Raw genomic sequence first — 22,484 nt, 5'->3', positions numbered from 1 at the left:
ATGGGAGCGAAAGAAGGATTTATTCAATTTAAGAGAGAAACCCCTGTTACCCGTGATGCGAAAGCTAGAATAGGTGACTACAAGGAAATATATGAGCCTTTCTCGGGCGAAAAATTAAATAATCAGGCGGCAAGGTGCATGGATTGCGGTGTACCGTTTTGTCACAGTGGCTGCCCACTTGGAAATGTCATTCCGGATTTCAATGATGCGGTTTACAAGAATGAGTGGGAGCAAGCGATCAAAATACTAAGGAGCACAAACAATTTTCCCGAATTCACCGGGAGGATCTGTCCTGCTCCATGTGAAGCTAGCTGCGTATTAGGGATCAACAAGGATCCTGTGGCGATCGAATTGATAGAAAAGAACATTGCGGAGAAAGCTTATGAGCTGGGCTTGATCAAAGCAAATCCACCGAAAACAAGGACAGGTAAAACTGTAGCTGTAATTGGCTCGGGACCTGCAGGACTAGCTGCTGCAGATCAGCTTAATCAGGCGGGACATGAAGTGACGCTTTTCGAAAAAGATTCCAAACCGGGAGGTTTGCTTCGATTCGGGATCCCTGATTTCAAGTTAGAAAAATGGGTCATTGATCGTCGCATCGAATTCATGAAACAAGAAGGTGTAATTTTCTCTTGCAACACCGAGATAGGTTTCAACATCAAAGCGGATAATATTCTCAAAAATTTCGATGCCGTAGTGCTTTCAACAGGGGCAGGGCAACCTAGAGGCCTGAATATAAAAGGATCCCAATCTAAGGGTGTTCACTTTGCCATGGAATTTCTAGGTCAGCAAAACAAAGTAGTGTCTGGAGAAATCAGCGAAAATCCTATTTCCGCAAAAGGGAAACATGTGATCGTAATCGGTGGCGGTGATACAGGAAGTGACTGTATAGGTACTTCGAATAGACATGGAGCAGCATCGATTATGCAGCTTGAGTTGCTACCTAAACCGCCTCAACAGAGAAACACACTTAATCCATGGCCTGAATGGCCTATGACCTTGAGAACATCCAGTTCCCATGAAGAAGGTGCCGAAAGGGTATTCTCTGTTCTTACTAAAGAATTTGTAGTGGATGGGGAAGGTCAAGTGACAGGCTTAAGTCTGGTTGATCTGGAATGGGTTCACAAAGATGGTCGCATGGTCTTTGAAGAAATCGCAGGAACTGAAAGAACTGTTCCGTGTGACTTGGCATTCTTGGCTATTGGCTACACTGGTCCTGCCCAGAATGGATTACTAGAAGCGTTTGGAGTAGAAGCTATGGAAAATACGCTTCCAAAATCTAAAAATTACCAAAGCACAAATTCTAAAGTCTTCTTGGCCGGCGATATGCGCAGAGGTCAATCCCTAGTTGTCTGGGCAATATCCGAAGGCAGAGAAGCTGCCGTGAAAGTGGATGAATATCTAATGGGAAAATCCGCTCTTCCTCAGAAAGACGAATCTTTCTTCCAGGTGGAGGAAGAGATTGAAGGATAAGAATAAATAGCCTATTTCGTCTTTTGATAAAGATGTAAGAACCAGAAAGCCTTCCCGTTTACTTGGAAAGGCTTTCTGTTTTTAGTTATCGCCGGATCTTTTTCCCTTTCGAGGATCCCCTTCTATTTGCGCCTTTGGTCTGCCTCGCTTGCGATCATTCATTTTTTCAGCCTTGATTTCGGTCCATTTCGCTCTTTGTTCCTCAGTCAAAACTGCCTGAATTTTAGCATCTTGTTCTTTCAACTCTGCTCTTTTCGCTTCCACAATTGACTTACGGGCTTCCATTTCAACTTTTCTTTCAGCCTCATTCTTTTTAGCAAACGCTAAATTGATAGCCAAGATTTGTTCCTGTTGAGCATCAGTGAGGGAGAGTGACTCCGCCATGCGTTCCGTGCTTTTTTTAGCTCTATCTTCTGCACTGGGTCTTTCTCCTCCTTTTCTTTGCGCCATTGTGCTAAGGCTGATCATTACCATCAGTCCTGTAGCGAAAATCCATTTGTTCATGTGTCCGTTGTTTAGTTGCATGAGTTAGACCGAACTGGTCTTTAGCAGTTTAATCTGACCCCAAAGAGTTTTTGTTAACAAATCTTAAACCTACCTCTCCTCAGTCATTGCCTTCTCCTCACTGGGCCGTACCGCCTTTGGCTTTATCAGTAACCTCAGACTGGGGTCAAAGCTCAGGTAGTTCCAAGACCAATCAAGGAATATAAACAGTTTATTTTTCACACCGAGAATAGCCATCAGATGAACAAACAACCAGGTAAACCAGGCCAATATTCCCTGAAACTTTATAAAAGGCAAATCCACCACCGCCAGTTTCCTTCCTACTGTCGCCATGGATCCCAGATCCTTGTACTTAAAAGCCCTCTTCTCCTTCCCCTGTTCTATTTTGTGGAGATTATGAGCCAGACAGACTGCCTGCTGAATTGCTACCTGTGCGACCTGCGGATGCCCTTTGGGATAAGTTTCCTGAGTCATTAAGCTGATATCTCCTAATGCATAAACACCCGGACATCCTTTTATTTCTGAGAAATCATCTACGAAAATCCTTCCGTTCGGAGCATAATTAGCCTCTTCTAACCCCCCTATTCTGTTAGGTTTAATACCAGCTGCCCATAACAATGTCTGAGTCTGTATCACTTCTTTATCCGCGAGTATTACTTCATTGCCGTCATAATCCTTCACCATGGTGTTCAGCATTACCTCTACACCCAAATCCTGAAGGTACTTTAAAGCACTTTCTTTAGACTCTTTGGACATAGGCCCCAACAATTCAGGACCTGCTTCTATGAGTACAATCTTCATGTTGTGAAAATTGAGCTCAGGGTAATCCTTCGGCAATACAGTATTTCTCAGATCCGCCATTGCACCGGCTAGTTCTACACCAGTTGGCCCTCCTCCCACAATCACCACGTTCATAAGGGACTTGCGGTCTTCTTCTTTCTCAATATTAATAGCCCGCTCGTAATTAGAAATTATCTTATTTCGGATATACAGTGCCTCAGACACTGTCTTCATGGGAGAGGAAGTCTCTTCTATACTTTTGGAACCAAAATAGTTGGTATCAGCTCCCATAGCCATCACCAGATACGTGTAATCCAGATAACCCATATCTGTGTAGACTCGCTTGATTTTCGGATCAAAATGATCGACCTGCGCCATCCGGAAAGTCACATTCTTGGATCCATGAAATACCTTACGCAGAGGGAAAGAAATCGCGCTGGGCTCTAGCCCTGCTGTGGCAACCTGATAGAACAATGGCTGAAATTGATGATAATTATGCTTGTCCAATAAAATCACCTGAAACTGCTTATTCATCAACTTCATGGCCAGCTTTAGCCCACCAAAACCGGCTCCTATGATCACTACTTTTGGTAAATCCGATTTAGGAATATTTGGAAGGGGTTGGGATAGAAAATCCGACATGTTGAAAGTGTTTTTAGTGCTTACGATTTACGATCTATTTTGGGCAGATTTCTTGCGGGAAATTACCAAAACTTTATTTGGAAGCCGCCATTTTTCACCCTAAACGAAAAGATTTGCTAATTTTGCTAGCCAAATATCAATAACCATGGGAAGAGCATTTGAATTCAGAAAAGAAAGAAAATTCAAGCGTTGGGACAAAATGTCCAAAGTTTTTACGCGTCTGGGAAAAGAAATTGTAATGGCGGTGAAATCGGGAGGCCCCGATCCCGCTTCGAACCCGAGACTTCGCACAATAATTCAAAATGCCAAGGGAGCCCAAATGCCCAAAGACAGAATAGAGGCAGCTATCAAGCGTGCTTCTAATAAGGACGAAAAAGACTACGAAGAAGTGGTTTATGAAGGTTACGGTCCTTTTGGAATTGCGGTTGTGGTAGAAACCTCCACGGATAATATCAATAGAACTGTAGCAAATGTGAGAAGCTATTTCTCCAAAGCCGGCGGCTCCTTGGGCACTTCCGGTTCTGTGGTCTTCATGTTTGACAGAAAAGCGGTATTCCGATTCGCTAAAGGGGACTTCGACTTAGAAGAACTGGAGTTTGAGTTAATTGATTTCGGATTGGTTGATATAGCTGAAAATGAAGGAGAGATCTTCGTGTACACCGAATTTGAGGATTTCGGAACCATGCAGAAAGTGCTTGAAGAAAAAAATATAGAAGTAATCAGCGCAGATTTTCAGCGCTTCCCGTCTACTCTTACCGAGCTCGATGAAGAGCAGGAAGAGATTATCAATAAGATGATCGAAAAGATGGAAGAAGATGATGACGTAAATCAAATTTTCACAAACATGGCCTAGGCATCTGCCTAGGTTTTTTTATTCTATGAATTTCCCAAAAAGAGAAAATTTCCAGGCTTCAGAAAAGCCATTAGTAATTGTAGGAAGCAAAAACCCTGTAAAAGTAGCCTGTACCGAGTCAGCTTTTACAGAAGCATTTTCCTCAGGATTCATCGTAAATGGAATCAATGCTGCTTCGCAAGTGTCAAATCAGCCAAAAGGTGATGAAGAAACCTATCTGGGTGCCAGAAACCGGGTGATCAATTCCAAAAGGACTTTTCCAGAAGCTGATTATTGGGTAGGAATAGAAGGGGGTATAGGAGAAGATGTTCACGGGATGCACGCCTTTGCTTGGGTCTTCATCGAACACAAATCTGGCCTTCACGGTAAAGCAAAAACCGGCACATTTTACCTTCCTGAAGCGATCGCCGACCTAATACACTCGGGAATGGAGCTTGGTGAGGCTGACGACAAATTCTTTGTTCAAAAAAATTCCAAGCAAAACGGTGGTTCAGTGGGAATTCTTACGCGTGGGGCAATTACTAGACAAACCTATTATAATCAAGCAATTGTGTTAGCGTTAATTCCATTTTTAAATAAAGAACTGTTCTAAAGAAACCGATTTACATAATTTTTTCGTTCAAGTTCCTCTTAATCGAAGAATTTTTGATTATTATTGAATAATTGAAATTTAAAACTTTGATTTATCCAAAAGAAACGGAATATTACAAACGCCTTTTGAAAATCAATGGAAGTAAAAGTTGCTTATATCACCCCTAGCATTAAGTAGCTATAGACCTCTCTAATGAGAGGTCTATTTTTTTAAGTTCCTCAGAAAATTTGTCAGAGCAACTCTCCAATCTGGATCTGCATCCCATTCTGGGCCTATGTAAAGTTCATCACGAACTAATAATTTGATGTAGTACTTCACTACAATCTCAGAAGTTGAAGCGTCCGGGGTGAGTTCTAACCCCATACTCCTCATCAAATCCGCTTCTCTACCCTCCACTTTAACCAATAGGAATTGTACTTTATCACGAATCAATTCCTGCTCTGATTTCGCTTCTGTAAGCCACTCTATCTGATAAGGATATTCTTGCTTCAGAATCTGCTCAATTCCTGTTTTCTGGGTTGCCTGATCCGCTAAAATCGCTGCCTGGGACTTTCCATACATATCGTACCTAAAATAGCTCAATAACCCTGTCTCTGCAGAGGAGCCTTCTATAGCAATGCCCAACTTGAAAACATCAAGATTAAGAGGGTTTTTAGTTAAAAATTTCTGACTGGATGATGATTCCGTTGCACTAATCGCTAAATATTCCGGCACATCTAACACAAGAAGATTATGAGAAGGCTGATTCTCACCAACACTTTCAAAGCTACTGGTAGTAGCTCCGATATTTTCAGAAGTCACTCCAAATAGAGCTGTGGAGGGAATAATTTTCCCATCTCCGGAAAAAACAGAAACGTGAATGCTCATTTGATTTTTCTGCCGCGTGACCAGAACAATATTTTTCACAAGGCGCTGCTGAAAAGATTTGGCGTAGTCAAGCTGAACAGCTTCAGACAGTGACACTTTCTCCAATTCAAAATATGCAACCGGATCTCCTCCTGCTTGTACCAGCGAATTATGAACACTATCAGCTACTTCTTTCCAAGTCATCAAGGGTCTGGCTCCCGGGTCGGCTGATACTAACACTACAGATTTCCCATCAAAAAAAGATTGGGGCAGACCTTCTTGGGCTAAAACAAGGCGGAGATTTAGGAAAAGAATAAAAATAAGTAGGTTAATATATTTCATGAATTCAGAGGTGTGATCCACTAAGCTTATTAATTTTACCAATATACATAACGCAAAATACTTTCCCTGATGCAACTCACAATCAAAAACATCTTAAGTTGTTTGTTATTTTTGGTATTATTCCAAGCAAACGGGCAAAGTATCGATGATAAAAGCCTGATCGAAAACATAAAGTTTTTGTCCACAGATGGGTTAAAAGGTAGAAAAACAGGAAGTGAAGGTAACTCTAAGGCCCGGGATTTTATCCTGGATCAGTTCAAAAATATAGGGCTTGAAACCCACTACGCTGATTATCAACAGAAATTCTCTTTCGGCAATAAACGGGAAAAAAAGACCTATGAAAATGCGGTGAACATTATCGGATTTGTTGCAGGCAATTCTTCTAAAAAACTAATTGTAATCACTGCGCATTATGATCACGTAGGCATAGGCAAGCCAAATAGTGAAGGAGATTCTATCTATAACGGTGCGGATGACAATGCATCAGGAACCGCGGCTCTGATAGAATTAGCAAAATACTTCAAAGAAAATAGACCTGAGCACGCTATGCTTTTTGCAGCATTGGACGGTGAGGAAATGGGTCTCCAAGGTGCAAAGGCATTAGTAAAGGACTTTCCATTCCCTATGGATCAAATTGTCTTGAATATCAATATGGATATGATCTCAAGAAATGAAAAAGGAGAGCTATATGCCTCTGGCACGTATTACAATCCAAGTTTAAGGACAATCCTAGAAAGTGCAACCTCAGGATCTACTCCTAGATTGCTTTTTGGGCATGATAAACCAAACACAGGGTCTGATAACTGGACACAATCTTCAGATCATGGCCCCTTCTTCAATGCCAATGTCCCGCACATCTACTTTGGAGTAGAAGATCATGACGACTATCATAAGCCGAGTGATTCATTCGAAAATATTGATCAGCAATTTTACATCGATGCGGTCAATCTTATCTTGAAATGTACCTTAGCACTTGATACAGAATTGCCCAAAGAGTAGTTTTTGTTCCTCTTACAAATAGTACCTTGTTTACATTAGACTTTAAAATACGCTACTAGCGCGAAATTTTGGCCAAAACAGACTTTATCACCAGGCTTTTGATATGGAGGCTCAGGCATATGAGCAACCAAACTTTTATCCTAATTCTCAGTGGGATAATCGGAATTCTTTCCGGTCTTGCAGCTGTGATTCTAAAACAGGGTGTACACTCAATCCAACATTTTCTTACGGAGGGATTTTATAAAGAGTACGCAAATTTTCTCTACATCATATATCCTCTTATTGGCATTTCAGCAGCATATCTGATTGGCAGATATATTTTCAAAGACGCAGGCGGACATGGGATTCCTGATATCCTGTTTACTATTTCAAAAAAACAGAGTATCATCACAAGAGTAAAGACGTATAGCCGTGTTTTTACTTCAGCCATAACAGTAGGTTTTGGAGGATCAGTAGGCCTTGAAGCACCCATGCTCGTAACCGGTTCAGCTATAGGCTCCAACGTGGGCTCTCTGGTGCACCTCAATGCGAAAAAACGTACACTATTGATTGGCTGCGGTGCTGCAGCGGCCATTTCTTCTATTTTCGGAGCACCTATCGGCGGAGTGATTTTCGCCATAGAGGTGATTCTGATGGAAATAAGCACGGCAAGCTTCATCCCGCTACTAATCGCCTCTGTCACGGGTTCCCTTACGTCCATGGTTCTTATCGGAAAAGACTCCGTGTTCAATTTCAAATTGACAGAGAGTTTCCAAGCTTCTCATATGCCCTATTACCTGCTCTTGGGAATTGTATGCGGATTAGTTTCCCTGTATTTCAGCCAAGCAGTAAGGAAGACAGAATCTCTTATAGAAGGACTTGACAGCCAGGCATTGCGGATACTTTACGGAGGGGCTATACTCGGAATAATGGTATTTTTTCTGCCGCCAATTTATGGCGAAGGCTATGATACGCTTAACACACTAATAGAAGGAAACTCAAGTCAATTGCTTGAAAAAAGCCCTTTTTTCTCCATCATTGAGAACCCTTATTTGATCATTATTTTCCTTGCATTTATTATACTGGTGAAGCCCGTTGCTGCTGCGGTAACTCTCAGCGCAGGAGGCAGCGGCGGTATTTTTGCCCCCTCCCTTTATGTAGGAGGCATATTGGGGTTTCTTTTTGCCTACTCAAGCAACCTTTTTTACTTTACGATTCCTCTTCCCTTGGCTCATTTTACCCTAGTTGCCATGTGCGGTGTGATGGCCGGTACCCAGCATGCACCCCTGTCAGCCATATTTCTAATAGCAGAAATCACAGGTGGTTATGAGTTATTCGTTCCCTTGATGTTTGTATCCGCAATCGCTTATGTGACTAAAACTGCCTATCAAAAAGACAGCATTTACATGATACAGTTGAAGGAAAAAGGAAGACATCTGCCAGAGTCCAAAGACCAGGAATTATTGGAACTCATTACTATTACCCATGTGATCGAAAGAGACTTGCTGCCAATCCATCCTGATGCCAAATTGAAAGATTTGATCGGCTTGGTAAAAATCTCTAAGAGAAATATTTTCCCGGTAGTAGATGAGCACAAGGCTCTGCGGGGCATAGTAACTCTGGATGATATCAGAGACATTATGTTTGACAGGGAAAAGCAGGAAAAGATCCTGATACGGGAACTCATGCATAGCCCTCCGGAAATCCTATTGGCTACTGAGAATATGCAAAAAGCGATGGAAAAGTTTGAGCTTTCCGGTGCTTGGAATCTCCCTGTAATCGAGGAGGGTAAATATTTGGGCTTTGTTTCAAAGTCCAGAATCTTCAATGCATATCGCAAACGGCTGATCAAACAAAAGCAAGATTAACCGGTTTAAGAATAATATTTGGAATCAGGGTTTATCCACTTTTTTGCACAGTCATTTTTACACCATTTTTTAAGTTAGGCTTCTTTATCCACAAAATTACCTTTAAAAAAAGACATACAAAACTCTGATTATCTGATGATTAGATAATAAATGTTAATAAGTGTGGATAAATTATCGAAAATGTGGATAAATAACGCTTGCATATTTTAAACCGTGGATAGAGCCTTTAAAAGACGGTTTCCCCATTTTCCCCCGAAGTATTTGCACGCATGAAGCAAGAATTTAAATTGCCCGAAATTGATCAGTTCTAGAAGAATATTCTGAACCTTCTCATTTTTTGTTATCGGTTATTGAAACTATTAGCTTAGAAAACAGTCTAGATAGTCATGCCTCTATTATAGCACAGAAAAATCCAATTTTAACAGTGCAAATACAAGATCTAAATCCCCATTCCGATCGGGGACAGGTTGTTCATTTGTCGGAGAATCCAGCCTTGGCGACCAATTATATAAGAGGTGGGCTTCGCGGGTGACCACCGTCGTGGATTGGGAAGAACCGCTGCGATTAACGCAGCCTGATCACGATTAAGCTTGGAGGCAGGTTTATTAAAATATATCTGAGAAGCCGCTTCAATCCCATAGATTCCATCTCCCATTTCTATCACATTCAGATACACTTCCATAATGCGCTCTTTGGACCAGATTAATTCAACCAAAACAGTAAAATATGCTTCAAGCCCCTTTCTTAAATAGCTCCGCGATGGCCACAAAAACACATTCTTTACAGTCTGTTGCGTAATAGTACTAGCACCCTTCACGCGTTTGCCCTTCTTATTATTCTCCCAGGCCTTCTCCATGGATTCAAAATCAAACCCACGATGCGCAAGGAATTTCTGATCCTCAGCGGCATAAACAGCCTGTGGGGCATTCTTCGAAATCGCTCTTAATGAGACCCAATCTTTGCGCAACCGAACTTCTTTGTCCGGATCAAATGTCTGCTCAAAGACCCTAATCACCATCAGTGGAGTGATAGGCACCGGCACAAAACGATAAATCACTGTCAAACCCACAGAAATAATCAAAAACCATAGGGTAGTCTTCCAAATCAAACGCCAAAGCCTCTTTACAACCTTCATATTAGTTTAGTGTTCTGTACTGCTTCCCTGTAATGACATCAGGGGTCACTGCCTTTTTCTGCCAATACACAACTGTAATTCTCTATGGTCACGACAATTTCATTAGTCCAAATGAAGATATTTTCATGTGTTTATATTTTTCTTTAAAAGGCAACTCCGATTAGTCAGAGCAAACTATGGAATCCCACGGTACTCATAATCATCCCTCTCCGGAAGCAAGTTCGGGACAAATTGTCTGCGTCTACTACATGCCTTTCATCAGGCGAGCTATTTCATTTGCGCTGAAATTTGCTGTATAAATTAAGAAATAATTGATTATCCAGAAACGATCCTTTATCATAGGGTAAGCTTCTTTTTTAAGATTACAGGTTCGGAAAGTTTCGATGCCACGCTTTCCATAAAATACTTGAGATTTTCATATTCACTGGCTGGAATGAGAGGGGTATTCACCTTTAGCTTAGCTGAGATTTTAAGGTTATCGTTGATCAATGTAGGTGAGTATACGAATACAACATATCCCCCATTTATCGTATAGCCCGCTTCCAAGGGATAGTCATCTATTTCATATCCTTCCGGAACCGTCACCACGGTATTATATGTCTCTGAAAATGCATATCCAAAATCTACAGGAAACATTCGGTATTCTTGGGTAAAGGGATTCTCGGAGAAAGATGAAAATTTAAGTGGACTAAAAAGAATCATGTCTTGGTCAATGATTTCAGGGAATTTCATTTCAAAACTTAACGTGACAAAATCCTTTTCGATCAGGAAATTATCAACCTTAAAATTCTCGAATTTCACGTCCTCTTCTTCATCAAACAGCTTATCAAGGGTTTCATTTCTTTTTTGTATTCCCTCAATCTGCTGAGCCATTCCGAGACCTCTGTAGTGATAATTTCTGTGAGAACTCTCCATCACCAATTCACCCGCTTCATTCATTTTGACCTGCCCAAAGTAAATTGAGTTGGAATTATGCTGAATATCAATAGGTACAAGCTTACTTTTATCCTTCTTCAGATTCAGTCCTGCAGCCACATGCTTGTCAAGATCCAAGTAACCAAAAGGTGCATTTGATTGAGACAAGTCCAGAAATTGAGACTCTCCATCCAGTTCCGTGAGCAATAGTATTTCATCAAATTGGTTAAGAAATGGAAAAGGAACCAAATCGCTGCGTCCATAACCTTTACTACCAATCAAAACAGGTTCACAAATGATCCCTACGGACTTTAGTACCCCCATAAGAGTCAGCATAAGCTCAGCAGGACTGCCCACCTTAGTTTTCAGTAGCTGGTTAAGGTTCTGCTCAGGATAAATCCAATCCTCCCCTTCAATCCTAAAGTTATCTCGCAAATAATAATACGCTTTTTGTGCGGTCTCCAACTGTGTTTGTCCTTTCAAATCAACATCCAGAAATTCTTTCTCAATCGGGTTACTTCTATAATATCCCTTTTGAGTGTAAATGGAGATCACATCATTGCCGAGTACTTCCCAAGTATTCAATACGTCCTTCCATACCGTTCCATAAGTAGAAGAACCTTGGTATCGTGCCAATTGAAACTCTATCCGATCAATGTAGTCGCGATAATTTTTCATATAGGGTTCCTCCTTGAGGGAACGCAAATCCCGAATTATCCAACTATAATTATTGTAGTCATTTGTCTTTTCTGATTTAGTAGAGTAATTCTGTCCTTGTCCTATTGTCTTGTATTCCAAAGACGGAATCATATTGATTTCATACTTGCTAAAAAGTGTGGGCAATTTGTTTTGGAATGTCCATCCATCAATAAATGTGAGATTTTTATCCGTCTTTTTGTACTGGTATTCGATGATGGATCCTACTTGTACATTTGGAAAAGAAATTCTCATCTCTTTGTAGCCATCATTAATATCCACATCAAAAATCCCCTCCTTTGACACCTTGGTGGTTTCGGCTTTTCCGTTGATGAAATTAGTAGTTTGCGCCTTTACCCCATTAATACTTTCAATATTGTCATCTCCCTTGAAATACCGAACCCGAATATCAGCAAACTCCTTGCCTGCTTCAGAAAGTATTTTCAAGCGAACAAAATAGGTAGTCTCCAGTAATCCGGATAAGAATCTGGAATTGCCTTGAGATACTAATATCACAGCAGGAGCATCCGGCTCATAGGGCACCTTTGACATGGAAATTTCATTTTCCTCAAAATCTCCCAGTTTGTGGGATTGAGAAAAAACAAGTGAGGCAAAGAGTAAAAAAGTAAAGGTCAATATAGCTTTAATCATGTCTAAGTGCTGATGTGTCTTTGATAAAATAGAAGCTGGAAGAGCCTATAGCATTAATCCGTTTTAGTAACTGGGTTTTATCTTCATCAGTGATATCCTCACTGATTGAAAGATTGATCTCTCTATTCACGCTAAGATTTCTACCTTCCAAGGATGTTTTCAAAGACACCTTAATCCCTTCTTCCTCTAGCATAGTAATTTCTGATAAATTCTCTGCATCCATCACCTCAGGAAGTTCGATGACATATTCATCAATCTGACTGAGAGAGTTATTGACTAGCATTTCATCTGTCACCTTTCCAAGGAAGGGCTTTAGAATCATTCGCTTAGCAGTATGTTGTACAAATTTCTGAATAAACCCGTCATAGCTAAGATCCGCTAATAAAAGCGAGTCTTTACGGTCTACATTCATCTCGTATTGGTTGATAATCAATCCTGCCACCGGAGAATTTCGGTTGAAATAATCGCGTTGTTGCCTGGTGTCAAGGTATTGCTTAACCATCAACATCCTTTCGGCAAAATTGCCATCAACTTTGATTCTTGTCGCAATAGTGGCATTTCCCGACTCGTCTATTTTAACCTCATTTTTACTATGGATTACATTCCAATCAAACGAACCATAAGATGGGGTTTTGGTCAGATATCCTCCTTGGCCATCGATAACCAGCACGTGCCTATTCTTCGTGAAGTCTCCGAGAAAACCTGCTGGAAGGGAATTGGACGTGCACTCGAGCCAAACCGGACTTTTACCATCCTTCATGGGCACCTGCAGGATCACATGATTGAATTGATTGGAAGGAAGGTCCGTTTCGATATCATCTGCATCCTTACCCGCATAGACTAGTGTGTAATTGGAGTCGACTCCCACGGACTTCAGCATAGACTGCATCAGATTTGTCAATCCCTTACAATCTCCGTAAGCATATTTCACCACATCCATTGCCGACATGGATTGCCATCCGCCAATTCCCAACTGAATGCTAACATATCGGTAATTCTTCTGCAGATATTCGTACAGGATTTGAATCTTCTCATAGTCACTACCTGCATCACTCACCATCTCCTTAATTTTTGCTTCAAAATCCGCGGGAAGATTTCTTCTCCCCTCATTAAGTTTGTACTGCCATGCAGCAAGCCCCGACCAATCTTCCATCCTACCCACATAATCCCCCATAGCAAAATTTACAGGAGCCAATAATAATTTGTGGTCATCTTCCTTTTCTAAGTCAGGTGTCTGGACTGGCAGATCAGTTTCTACCCAGGTGACTTCAACTTTGTTTTCAATGGTCTTTTCAGATTTCTCTCCCAGCAAATTCAAGGCTTTGTAGCGTAAGCCAATCTGCTCCGGATAAATTACCGTGAGTGTGGACTTCGATACTTTTTGATTATAACGGTGCACTGGTACCCAGTCGCTCAACTGGAAGTTACTTGAAGATTTCGTTTCAATCTTGACATTGACTTGAACGGGAAATTTGCTGCTTTTAACTTCAAAATACTTATGTCTATTGTCATCAAAGATGCTACTGCTGGAATATATAGCCGCATCAGTCATATCTCTTGTCTTTGCTTTCTGGAGAGTTTTGCCACTGACAGGATCAGTTACCTCTATTTCTACAGTTTTGATTTCATTCAGCTTGTCGTAGAAAACAGATGTATGTGCATGTGCTAATCCCTCAGGGGAAAGGATGGTAAATTTGCGCTCGATTGTATGGAATACTTCATATGACTCAGAAATTTCTATTCGCTGACTTTCTAAAAGAAGAGAATAAATAGGTACCGGATCTTTCTTAAAAATGGAGTCAAGTGGAAGTTGGACTCCAACGAACAAGAGGGAAGCTGCAAACAATGTAAGCATATAGAAATCAAGAATAAATGCCACAAAGTAGGTGTTTTTTTTCTAAAACTAACTGCTCTTTAAAAAAAAATTAATCATGAAAATACTAAAAACCTGTTGAAATTATCAGGCTCCTTCCTTGGCAACTGCACTTGTAATTTCCGCCAAAACTTCCCTAATTTGGCTTTTTACAAAATAAAATAGCCCATGCCTCCTGTAATCATTGGTAGTTTTGAAGAGTTTGAGCAGCACAACGGACAGAGCCTTGGCATGTCTGAATATTTCCACATCACTCAGGAACAGATTAATATTTTCGCAAAAGCCACCCACGACCATCAATGGATTCACACAGATCCGGAGCGGGCAAAGGCGGAGGGAGCATTTGGAAACACCATTGCGCATGGTTACCTCACACTGAGTATTGTGCCGCATCTGTGGGAGCAGATCGTGGATGTGAGAAATCTGAAAATGATGATCAATTACGGGATTGAATCGCTGAGATTTGCCAATCCTGTACTGGTAGATAGTGAAGTGCGCTTAGTTGCAAACCTAAAAAATGTAGCAAACCTCAGAGGAACTGTCAAAGCAGAGGTAGAAGTAAAGCTTGAAATCAAGGACCAAAAGAAACCGGCCTTTACCGGTGTTTTGATATTCTTATATCATTTCCAATAAAATCCGACGGTTAAACAGCTCATAAAACAAACCCTGCGAAATTTTCGTAAGGCATTCGGATATTAGGCAACTAATGCATAGATTAGTTGAAACTAGACTCCGATTCGATGAAGCTTTTTTCCGTGATTTTGATCCTTTTCGCACTTTCTTTCTTTGCATGCGAACCCTCCCACACTTCTACCCAAACTGAGAAGACAGATTTTAAGATTAAAATCACTGATTCAATTCAGGTAAATTATATCGGCAAGCTAGTTCTAATGGATGTCAGTCCGGAGCATGAATTGATCCTGCTCTTTGATCCTCAGAATATGAAGTTTGTCAGTAGCGATTTTGGTGGAAATATAAAAGGCGAATTCAGCAAAGACAGGGATGCTCCAGACGGTTTTGGATTTTATCCTATGGCCGCAGGAAGATTTAACTCTTCAAAAAATATTCAAGTGGTTTCCAGCTCTGGCATCTTTGAATACGATCTCGATGGCAACCTGCTAAGTAGTACCAAAGTCTCCAAAGATGATATCAAGCCCTTTAGTGGAAGAGCAGATGCCAAGCGGGAGATTCACTTTGTCAAGGACAAAACTCTTTTGGCTGGACTGATTGCCCGGGGGGAATACAACAAAACACAACCGGAATTTTATGACACTTTTTTACAGCTAGTATGGGCCGATCCCAAAACAGGGGAATTTGAGCAGTTTTTAAATCTAGATCCGGAGAGCATCTTCCAAAACAACATGTCCCATGAACCGACAACTATTTCCACAACCTTTGATGTAGTAAATGACCAGCTCTACGTCATCAGCGGGATAGATCCATTTCTTAATATCCATGAGTTAGATTCACCCTATACCCGCCTTCAAAGAATTCCTCTAGAACTGACAAACTATAGATTAAATCAAGGAGAGGATCCCAAAAAAGCGGATCCACGGGCGATTAGCTACAATCCATCATTTGGTATTATTCAGAAATTGATAAAAGTCGGAGACAAGTTGGTAATTACTTATGAAACTGGGTATAGCGAAGAAGATGCTACACGCTCGAGTGAAAATATGTCGCAAGAAGAATGGGAGGAATTTTATTCCCGCATGAAAGAAAAATATAAAGCTCGCTATCAGATTCTTGATCTCGGAGGAAAGCTCCTAACTGATTCTGAAATTCCCGGCAAATTGAGTGATCTCTTCGTGAGTCGGGAAGGTTCTCTGTGGTTTTTAGGGAAAGAAAATCCAGATGTGGAAGAAGATTTCTACACGATTTATAAAATAGAAATAGAATAGAAGTTTAAAACTTTCATAATAGAAAAATAGCCAGGAGATACTCCTGGCTATTTTTGATTATTTTCTTTTGAAGGTGATGCTAGCACCACCTTGCTTGAGGGTCATTTCTCTTTTTGCCGGATCAAATTCGAAAATAGCGCCTGCCATAGAAAACTCAAAGGTATGATTCCCTTTCGCTTCCAAATCGAGTATCCTGCTGTCCAGAAGGCTTCGCAACGAGTACTTCTCCCTGCCTTTCAAAAATAAACACAAGTAGAATCTGTTCGGAAGAATACTCACCTACATATTGATCTATCTCCTCCTCACTTAGCTCCACGATTGTAAAGTTTGGAATACTCACTTCATTGCCAAAATAGCTATGCAGCATAGCTATGGTGATATCGTTACTATTAAAATTTAGTCCATTTGAAAGAGTAACAATCGTCAGCTTTTCATTAGGGAAATAGCCTATCAGAGAACGAAACCCATCGATTCCTCCTGTATGGCCATAAAATATCTTCTCTGCGTAGGGGTATTGAAACATTCCTCTTCCGTACCCGTCTTTGATCTCTTTCATCAGTTCGAGGCTTTCCTGCGAAATAATTTTGCCTGCAAAAAGACCTTCAATGAATCTTAACAAGTCTTCACTGGTGGATAGTATCGCACCTGCTCCGGCCAGAACAGACATATCTGTGAAAGGTTCAATGACCCATTTACCCTCAACAAATTGATAGGATTTAGCCTCTTCCTTTAAAGGACTTTTTCCTACATAAGTACTATTCCGCTTTAGGGGTGAAGAGATGTTTTCTTTGATCAGCTCTGCATAGGATGACTGATTCAGTTTCTCCAAAATATAAGTCAGAAGCACAAAATTGGAATTGGAATATTCACCTTTGCTATCAGATTCAAAATCAGAACCCGCAGCCACAATTTTCTCTACCATAGACTCCTCATTTTGAGTGCTTTGATAGTAAGCCATATAGACTTCATCATTGGTGAAATTGTGAATTCCACTGCGATGCTGAAGCAAATTGCTCATTGTGATTTTCTCGGCATTTTTTACTTGTGGGAAAAAGTCAGAAAGAGGTTGATCAAGGCTTAATTTACCCTCCTCCACATTTTTGAGCACTAACGCTGTGGTGAACATCTTGGTGATAGAACCTACACGAAGCCTTGAAGGACTGGTCAATCTTTCACCTGAATCGATATCTTGGAATCCAATTGATGGCTCATAAATTACTTCTCCATTCTTAGCGATTAATAGATTACCCATGAATTTGTCATGAACAGTTACAGAATCTAAGTGTTCGTCGAGCTTTGAAAAATCCTGTGCAGAAACCACTCTATTAAACCCGGCAACTAAGCACAAAAACAAGGGTAAGAATATTCATTTTTCCATAGCTATAAGTTAAGCTTATCCTCTAAATTAAAAAAGCTTTTCCCATGTGAGAAAAGCTTTTTTAACATATTAATCCAATCTATTTCGTTCTTCTGAACTTCCAGAGCTACTTTTCACACGGAAGCTTTCTCCTTTGGAGAAATTATACTTCAGGGTAAATCTAACGCCCTGATTGCTGCGATACTGGCGGAAACTTGTATCAATATCGGCAAAGTCAATATTTGCTTTGATGACCTGGGTACGGAATATATCAGTGCCATTTACCGATAAGGTGATTTTATCCTTCATAATCGATTTGGTAACTCCTGCATCCACCCAACCAAATCCTTTGATCTCTCCTTGTCCCCAAATCTGCGGTCCAAGGTAAATCCCCATCACTTCCGCTTTAAAACCCAACGGCAAGGTTAGATTATGTTGAGAACGCACCATAAAGGAGGTGTTTGAGTTGTCAAGAAAATCATCGCCGATCTGGGATTTATTTCTGTTATAGTTCACCTGTACCATATTGGAAGTAGCCCACCACTCTTTGATATCCACAGGAATAATCGCTCTGAAATTTGCATTACGGGTTTTATCAAAGTTATCCGTGAAAGTAGTAGTTGTACGTTCCTCCTCATTCTGTAGAAATACCTGCATAAATGCATCTTCAGTCTCGCTATAGCCCATTGTGAATTGATATACTCCTTTCACTACATGGTTCATTTCGAAGTTGTTTGAATACTGAGGCTTTAGGCCTGGATTTCCCCTCTCTGTAGTAAGTGGATCAATGTAATACACAAAAGGATTCAATAGTCTATAATTTGGTCTTGTGATTCTGCGGTTTACATTATAGACAATCTGATAGTTGTCACTGATTTTATGTTGCAGGAAAGCACTTGGAAACAAATTGAAATAACTCTGCTTGTTCACTTGGTTCAGGGTAACAGAATTTCCCTTTATATCAGAGTGCTCACCTCTCAAACCTACCTGATAGCTTAGCTTCTCTGAGAATTTCCCCTTGTATGACATATATGCAGCCAGTACGTTTTCATTATAGATAAAACTGTTGCTGCTCGGATCCGGCACAAAAGGCCCATCCTCTTCAGACCTGCTCAGATAAAGGTTGTTGTCGGATTTTACCCAGCTTCCTTTTAGCCCGGCTTCAATAGTGTTGCCTTTACCCACGGGTTTTACAAAATCAGTTTTAGCCGTAAAAATAGTGTAATACATATCATTAAGCGTCAAGATATTATAATCAAAGGTATTGTTCATCTCTTCACCAGTCCACTGCATATTGGTAAGCATGGACTCACTATCTGAATTCATCTTGGTAAAATCCACATCAGCACTGACCTTAGTACCTAAGGTATCAAGTTTTGCATCGTAATGAAGGTTGGCAAAAATCCTATCACCATTCCCATCCGAATTATTTCTCGAGTCCAAATAGCTGACATCTGCGACTCCCGGAGTATTGATAGTAGTCATAGAATTGCTTTTATTGCTGTCGTTTGAACCGGAAATCTGCACATTCAGCGCAAGATTTTGATTTTCATTGATTTCGTAATTCGTCGCACCGTTAAAGAACAAGTTCTTGTTTCTAGTCGTTATTCTCGAATCTTGGAAGAAATTCGATACTCCCTCAGGTAAAGTGAAATTTCGGTTTATCTCCAAGTCATTGAAATTTCCCCAGTGGTTATAATTCAAATTGGCATTGGTACTCCACTTTCCTTTTTTCACATTCAATGAAACTCCTGAAGTCGGTAGCCATTGACCATTGTACAAGGATCCCACCTGAATGTTCCCAAACATCCCATCTACCGTATTTTTCTTCAACTTGATATTAATTACCCCGGCAGACCCTTCCGCATCAAATCGTGCAGAAGGATTATTGATCACCTCTATACTCTTGATATTTTCTGCTGGCATAGCGCGAAGGAAGTTTGCCAGATCTGTGGCACTCATGTAAGTCAACCGATCATTGATCATGACTGTGGCACCTGTCCGTCCATTCAGATTGATGATCCCATCCTGATCCACATAGATTCCCGGAGACCTACCGATCACGTCCAAAGCACTTGACCCTTCAGCCATTACGGTACCTTCTACGTTGATGGTCGTTTTATCAGGCTCAATGATGATCTCCGGACGAGATGATTTCACTGTGACCTCATCCAATCCTGTCATTTCATCTTCAATTGATATTGCCCCAAAATCTTTAATCAAACCAGATGCAAGTTGAAAAGCTTCGGATTCAAACTGAGAAAAACCAATTGATGAAATCACAAGTTTTACCTTGGCTGTCTTCGTTGATTCTATCAGAAAATTTCCATTTTCATCAGAGACAGCCCCATCCACAAGATTTCCGCTGTTGGTGTCAATCAATGCCACATTTGCATAAGGCACCGGTTGTTCATTTTGATCGGTGATTTTACCGAAAATTCGACTGACATCTTTGGCTGCAAGCGTGCTTACTCCCAATAGATAGGTCAAAAATGTTAAAAAAAGCAAGTAGGTAGTTTTCATTTCAATAGTCCTTTGTGTGTCGTTCTGTGCCACCTATTGAAAAACAAATGCCAAGGCTGGAAATCGTTCCAAATTAGCTCCAAAAGCTACTTTCGAGAAACCAATAAAAAAAGAGTGTATCGAAATCGTACAGTCAAATTTCAGCTTTGGACATAAAAAAATCCCCGAACACACTGCTCGGGGATCTAATCAATATTCTTGCAACGCTTATTTTTTCAAAGCTTCACTATAGTTTGTATTTGCCTGATCCCAATTGATCACATTCCAAAATGCTGCAATGTAACTCGGGCGCAAATTCTGATAATTCAGGTAATAAGCATGTTCCCATACATCCAATCCGATGATTGGAGTTCCTTTGATCTCAGCCACATCCATAAGAGGATTGTCCTGATTTGCGGTGGATACTACCTCGAGTGTACCAGCAGCAGTCAAAATCAACCATGCCCAGCCAGAACCGAACCTGGTAGCTGCTGCTTTATTAAATACTTCTTTGAATGCATCAAAATTGCCAAACTTGGCATTGATGGCATTTGACAAATCGCCAGTCGGTGCTCCTCCACCTGTCGGTGACATGATTTTCCAGAATAGGCTGTGGTTATAATGACCACCGCCATTATTTCTTACCGCTGTATTTGACCCAGCTACTTGAAGCAATTCCTCCAACGATTTGCTCTCCAGGTCAGTTCCGGCGATCGCATTGTTTAGATTAGTTACATATCCATTGTGGTGCTTACCATGGTGGATTTCCATGGTTTTTGCATCAATGTGCGGTTCCAAAGCCGTAGTGGCGTAAGGTAAAGATGGAAGTTCGAAAGCCATTTTGTTTAAATTTTAAGGTTAAAAGATTGATTAAAAGTCATACAAATAATCTGCCTTAGCAACCAAGACTACCTGAAAAAGGTTCTTATGAAATCAATTTCCTTTTATTTTCTCAGTTTTTGGAAAAATTCGAATAAAAGCTTTTCTGATTCTAAGCCAAGGCTTCCCGAAAAGACTTTTGTCTTAGGGTGTAATATCCCCGGATTGCTTTGCAAATACCCTCTTTTAGGATCAGATGCGCCATAATGAATTTCGCTAATTTGTGACCAAAAAAGTGCTCCTCCACACATCACACAGGGTTCCAAGGTCACGTATAATCGGCAATCATTCAGGTACTTTGCCCCCATATAATTAGCCGCGGAAGTGATCGCAAGCATCTCGGCATGGGCAGTTACATCATTGAGTCTCTCTGTCTGATTGTACGCTTTGGCAATAATCCTATTTTTAGACACAATCACTGCACCTACAGGAATTTCGCCCTCTTCGAAAGCTTGCTTGGCCTGCTTGAGGGCTTCATTCATGAAGTAATCGTGACTGTAAAGTTCTATTTCCAAAATGGCCTAGAAAAAGTCCAGAATTTCGTTTCTCACACCGTCATTAATGATGAAAGCAAGAATCAAAGATACTACCAAGCCAATAAATGCTTTGGAAACGTCCTTCCGTGCCAATCTAAATGCCCTAAAAAGCCAAGCATTTCGTTTCTCCGCTTTGGCGTGCTTTCCGAGAGCAATTGCAATTTCCCTACCTCCCAGCAAGCCAATGAATACCCAAGTTGTGCTCATCGGAACATTGCTGTGGATCTTGAAATAAAACAGAATTATCGCATAGACAAAATCAACAATGGTCGCTGCACGTACATCTGTTACACTGGTTTTCTCATTGACAATTCCCTGAATTTTGTCCCCTTTCATGTAAAAAAGGAATCCTAATCCTATGAATACAAAACCTGTATAAACAGAGAATTCCATCACACTCAGCTGTCTGGGAAGGAATACTGCAATATTGGCTGCATCCTGCATGATCCATACTGCCCAGAGGGTTCCTGATGTAATCCATTGTAAGTATATCCAATAGGGAGCCGGTTTTCCTTTTAGATAGTTTTTGACAAATCGCTCAAGCACAAACCAAACAGCTATTGCAATAGAAAAAGCCAAAATGTAACCCACAAAACTTTTAAACATTACACTCACAATAGTGCCTGCCTTATAGGTGAAAACATTAAGTAAGAGAAATGTGGTAGAAACAGGCATCCTCAGCCTAGTCATAATGAGCAACACAATTGGAGCTGCAAGCTGAAGGAAGACAAAACTCGTAGGTGCTGTGTCCAGGCCCGGTACGCTCAGACGTTGATAACTAACGTCGCCGTTATAGGTAATCCAGCTGTAAGTAACTGTCCCAACAAATATCAGCCCCATAAATAGCCATAACCAATACCATTTCTTGTTGTGATTAGAGGCAATAAATGTCCCGATTGTCTGGATACTGTCATTTGCAATGGCAGAATAGGCAGCCAGTGCAAACCCAAACCACATGGCGGCATACGTGTAAGGCGTTAATAATCCTGCAATAGAAATCAGGACACAGATCACAATCAAAAAAGATTTCTCTTTTTTGGTGAAATCAAACAGTGAATAAGCTCCTTTTGACAGCTTATCCTGATTAATGTTTTGGTCTATTTTTTTCTTGGCCATGATTTGGCTTTTGGTCAGTCGCGCAAAATTAAAGAAGATAAATTG

18 protein-coding genes are annotated in these 22,484 nt (G+C 40.7%); 7 read left to right on the top strand and 11 right to left on the bottom strand.

The window, feature by feature from the left end; translation table 11 throughout:
• Window positions 1–1,473 carry a glutamate synthase subunit beta gene (locus ID165_RS21615; protein WP_192347499.1) on the top strand — a complete coding sequence of 491 codons (1,473 nt, stop codon included), beginning with the start codon at window positions 1–3 and terminating at the stop codon, window positions 1,471–1,473.
• An 81-nt stretch (window positions 1,474–1,554) separates the two neighbouring features.
• Here ID165_RS21615 and ID165_RS21610 read toward each other — a convergent pair whose 3' ends face one another.
• Entirely contained in the window at window positions 1,555–1,977 is a 423-nt protein-coding gene (locus ID165_RS21610; protein WP_225586864.1) for a DUF4890 domain-containing protein, read from the bottom strand.
• Window positions 1,978–2,067: 90 nt separating this feature from the next.
• On the bottom strand, window positions 2,068–3,399 hold the full coding sequence (locus ID165_RS21605) for an NAD(P)/FAD-dependent oxidoreductase (RefSeq protein ID WP_192347498.1): 1,332 nt from the start codon (window positions 3,397–3,399) through the stop codon (window positions 2,068–2,070).
• A 145-nt stretch (window positions 3,400–3,544) separates the two neighbouring features.
• On the opposite strand from ID165_RS21605, the gene ID165_RS21600 reads away from it, so the two are divergent.
• A complete protein-coding gene (locus ID165_RS21600) occupies window positions 3,545–4,252 on the top strand; it encodes a YebC/PmpR family DNA-binding transcriptional regulator (RefSeq protein ID WP_192347497.1) in 708 nt (235 codons plus the stop codon).
• A 25-nt stretch (window positions 4,253–4,277) separates the two neighbouring features.
• Complete coding sequence (gene yjjX / locus ID165_RS21595) at window positions 4,278–4,844, top strand: inosine/xanthosine triphosphatase (RefSeq protein WP_192347496.1); 567 nt, start codon at window positions 4,278–4,280, stop codon at window positions 4,842–4,844.
• 201 nt (window positions 4,845–5,045) lie between these two features.
• On the opposite strand, the gene ID165_RS21590 is transcribed toward yjjX, so the two are convergent.
• Window positions 5,046–6,032, bottom strand: a complete 987-nt coding sequence (locus tag ID165_RS21590; RefSeq protein ID WP_192347495.1) for an NTPase — start codon at window positions 6,030–6,032, stop codon at window positions 5,046–5,048.
• Between the two features lie 69 nt (window positions 6,033–6,101).
• Here ID165_RS21590 and ID165_RS21585 point away from each other — a divergent pair, with 69 nt between their 5' ends.
• Both ID165_RS21585 and ID165_RS21580 read left to right on the top strand, forming a co-directional pair.
• Window positions 6,102–7,031: a M28 family peptidase gene (locus ID165_RS21585; protein WP_192347494.1), complete on the top strand. Its 930-nt coding sequence runs from the start codon at window positions 6,102–6,104 to the stop codon at window positions 7,029–7,031.
• A 119-nt stretch (window positions 7,032–7,150) separates the two neighbouring features.
• Entirely contained in the window at window positions 7,151–8,878 is a 1,728-nt protein-coding gene (locus ID165_RS21580; RefSeq protein WP_225586863.1) for a chloride channel protein, read from the top strand.
• A 439-nt stretch (window positions 8,879–9,317) separates the two neighbouring features.
• Here the strand turns inward: ID165_RS21580 and mtgA are convergent, their stop codons facing one another.
• The 3 genes from mtgA to ID165_RS21565 form a co-directional block, all read right to left on the bottom strand.
• Entirely contained in the window at window positions 9,318–10,013 is a 696-nt protein-coding gene (mtgA, locus tag ID165_RS21575) for a monofunctional biosynthetic peptidoglycan transglycosylase (RefSeq protein WP_192347492.1), read from the bottom strand.
• A gap of 336 nt (window positions 10,014–10,349) precedes the next feature.
• Entirely contained in the window at window positions 10,350–12,275 is a 1,926-nt protein-coding gene (locus ID165_RS21570) for a DUF3857 domain-containing protein (protein WP_192347491.1), read from the bottom strand.
• Entirely contained in the window at window positions 12,268–14,154 is a 1,887-nt protein-coding gene (locus tag ID165_RS21565) for a DUF3857 domain-containing protein (RefSeq protein WP_192347490.1), read from the bottom strand. The genes ID165_RS21570 and ID165_RS21565 overlap by 8 nt, the downstream gene beginning before the upstream one ends.
• A 162-nt stretch (window positions 14,155–14,316) precedes the next feature.
• On the opposite strand from ID165_RS21565, the gene ID165_RS21560 reads away from it, so the two are divergent.
• Complete coding sequence (locus ID165_RS21560) at window positions 14,317–14,781, top strand: MaoC family dehydratase (RefSeq protein WP_192347489.1); 465 nt, start codon at window positions 14,317–14,319, stop codon at window positions 14,779–14,781.
• 107 nt (window positions 14,782–14,888) lie between these two features.
• Window positions 14,889–16,049: a hypothetical protein gene (locus ID165_RS21555; RefSeq protein WP_192347488.1), complete on the top strand. Its 1,161-nt coding sequence runs from the start codon at window positions 14,889–14,891 to the stop codon at window positions 16,047–16,049.
• Window positions 16,050–16,203: 154 nt separating this feature from the next.
• Here the strand turns inward: ID165_RS21555 and ID165_RS21550 are convergent, their stop codons facing one another.
• The 5 genes from ID165_RS21550 to ID165_RS21530 all read right to left on the bottom strand — a co-directional run bounded on the left by ID165_RS21550 (window position 16,204) and on the right by ID165_RS21530 (window position 22,439).
• Entirely contained in the window at window positions 16,204–17,301 is a 1,098-nt protein-coding gene (locus ID165_RS21550; protein ID WP_192347487.1) for a serine hydrolase, read from the bottom strand.
• Window positions 17,302–17,496: 195 nt separating this feature from the next.
• The gene (locus ID165_RS21545; RefSeq protein WP_192347486.1) at window positions 17,497–19,929 is read right to left on the bottom strand and encodes an outer membrane beta-barrel protein; all 2,433 of its coding nucleotides are present in this window, start codon (window positions 19,927–19,929) and stop codon (window positions 17,497–17,499) included.
• Between the two features lie 207 nt (window positions 19,930–20,136).
• Window positions 20,137–20,748 (bottom strand): superoxide dismutase, encoded by a 612-nt coding sequence (locus tag ID165_RS21540; RefSeq protein ID WP_192347485.1) that lies wholly within the window; start codon window positions 20,746–20,748, stop codon window positions 20,137–20,139.
• Window positions 20,749–20,852: 104 nt separating this feature from the next.
• The gene (locus tag ID165_RS21535; protein ID WP_192351704.1) at window positions 20,853–21,296 is read right to left on the bottom strand and encodes a nucleoside deaminase; all 444 of its coding nucleotides are present in this window, start codon (window positions 21,294–21,296) and stop codon (window positions 20,853–20,855) included.
• A gap of 12 nt (window positions 21,297–21,308) precedes the next feature.
• The gene (locus ID165_RS21530; RefSeq protein ID WP_192347484.1) at window positions 21,309–22,439 is read right to left on the bottom strand and encodes a hypothetical protein; all 1,131 of its coding nucleotides are present in this window, start codon (window positions 22,437–22,439) and stop codon (window positions 21,309–21,311) included.
• Window positions 22,440–22,484: the final 45 nt, after the last annotated feature.

This window comes from Algoriphagus sp. Y33, assembly GCF_014838715.1.
GTDB lineage: Bacteria > Bacteroidota > Bacteroidia > Cytophagales > Cyclobacteriaceae > Algoriphagus.
Note: the sequence above shows the minus strand (reverse complement) of the source record. Positions and strands in the feature narration are given on the sequence as shown.

Coding starts and splice junctions, on each gene's coding strand:
- ID165_RS21615 (WP_192347499.1), top strand. CDS start 1: ATGGGAGCGAAAGAAGGATTTATTCAATTTAAGAGAGAAACCCCTGTT.
- ID165_RS21610 (WP_225586864.1), bottom strand. CDS start 1,977: ATGAACAAATGGATTTTCGCTACAGGACTGATGGTAATGATCAGCCTT.
- ID165_RS21605 (WP_192347498.1), bottom strand. CDS start 3,399: ATGTCGGATTTTCTATCCCAACCCCTTCCAAATATTCCTAAATCGGAT.
- ID165_RS21600 (WP_192347497.1), top strand. CDS start 3,545: ATGGGAAGAGCATTTGAATTCAGAAAAGAAAGAAAATTCAAGCGTTGG.
- yjjX (WP_192347496.1), top strand. CDS start 4,278: ATGAATTTCCCAAAAAGAGAAAATTTCCAGGCTTCAGAAAAGCCATTA.
- ID165_RS21590 (WP_192347495.1), bottom strand. CDS start 6,032: ATGAAATATATTAACCTACTTATTTTTATTCTTTTCCTAAATCTCCGC.
- ID165_RS21585 (WP_192347494.1), top strand. CDS start 6,102: ATGCAACTCACAATCAAAAACATCTTAAGTTGTTTGTTATTTTTGGTA.
- ID165_RS21580 (WP_225586863.1), top strand. CDS start 7,151: ATGAGCAACCAAACTTTTATCCTAATTCTCAGTGGGATAATCGGAATT.
- mtgA (WP_192347492.1), bottom strand. CDS start 10,013: ATGAAGGTTGTAAAGAGGCTTTGGCGTTTGATTTGGAAGACTACCCTA.
- ID165_RS21570 (WP_192347491.1), bottom strand. CDS start 12,275: ATGATTAAAGCTATATTGACCTTTACTTTTTTACTCTTTGCCTCACTT.
- ID165_RS21560 (WP_192347489.1), top strand. CDS start 14,317: ATGCCTCCTGTAATCATTGGTAGTTTTGAAGAGTTTGAGCAGCACAAC.
- ID165_RS21555 (WP_192347488.1), top strand. CDS start 14,889: ATGAAGCTTTTTTCCGTGATTTTGATCCTTTTCGCACTTTCTTTCTTT.
- ID165_RS21550 (WP_192347487.1), bottom strand. CDS start 17,301: ATGGGTAATCTATTAATCGCTAAGAATGGAGAAGTAATTTATGAGCCA.
- ID165_RS21545 (WP_192347486.1), bottom strand. CDS start 19,929: ATGAAAACTACCTACTTGCTTTTTTTAACATTTTTGACCTATCTATTG.
- ID165_RS21540 (WP_192347485.1), bottom strand. CDS start 20,748: ATGGCTTTCGAACTTCCATCTTTACCTTACGCCACTACGGCTTTGGAA.
- ID165_RS21530 (WP_192347484.1), bottom strand. CDS start 22,439: ATGGCCAAGAAAAAAATAGACCAAAACATTAATCAGGATAAGCTGTCA.